A 252-nucleotide genomic window follows, 5' to 3' on the forward strand; every position below is an offset into this window, starting at 1 on the left:
TGGAGGATTACCCAAGTCCGGCTGAAGGGAACGGTCTTGAAAACCGTCAGGCGTGTAAAAGCGTGCGTGGGTTCGAATCCCACATCCTCCTTTATTATTAACGCGGGATGGAGCAGCTCGGTAGCTCGTCGGGCTCATAACCCGAAGGTCGTAGGTTCAAATCCTGCTCCCGCAATAAGGCTCGGTAGCTCAGTTGGTAGAGCAATGGATTGAAGCTCCATGTGTCGGCGGTTCGATTCCGTCTCGCGCCAT

Annotated in this window: 3 tRNA genes; all 3 read left to right on the forward strand. The window is 54.4% G+C overall.

The features are described from left to right. The first annotated feature begins 1 nt into the window (after position 1). The 3 genes from ADF68_RS01380 (at position 2) to ADF68_RS01390 (ending at position 251) form a co-directional block, all read left to right on the forward strand. Positions 2-91, forward strand: a tRNA-Ser gene (locus ADF68_RS01380). 10 nt (positions 92-101) lie between these two features. Continuing rightward, a tRNA-Met gene (locus ADF68_RS01385) sits at positions 102-175 on the forward strand. A gap of 3 nt (positions 176-178) precedes the next feature. After that, a tRNA-Phe gene (locus ADF68_RS01390) sits at positions 179-251 on the forward strand. The last annotated feature ends 1 nt before the right edge of the window (position 252 follow it).

Origin of the sequence: Streptococcus pseudopneumoniae (assembly GCF_001068775.1) — a bacterium.
Lineage (GTDB): Bacteria > Bacillota > Bacilli > Lactobacillales > Streptococcaceae > Streptococcus > Streptococcus pseudopneumoniae_N.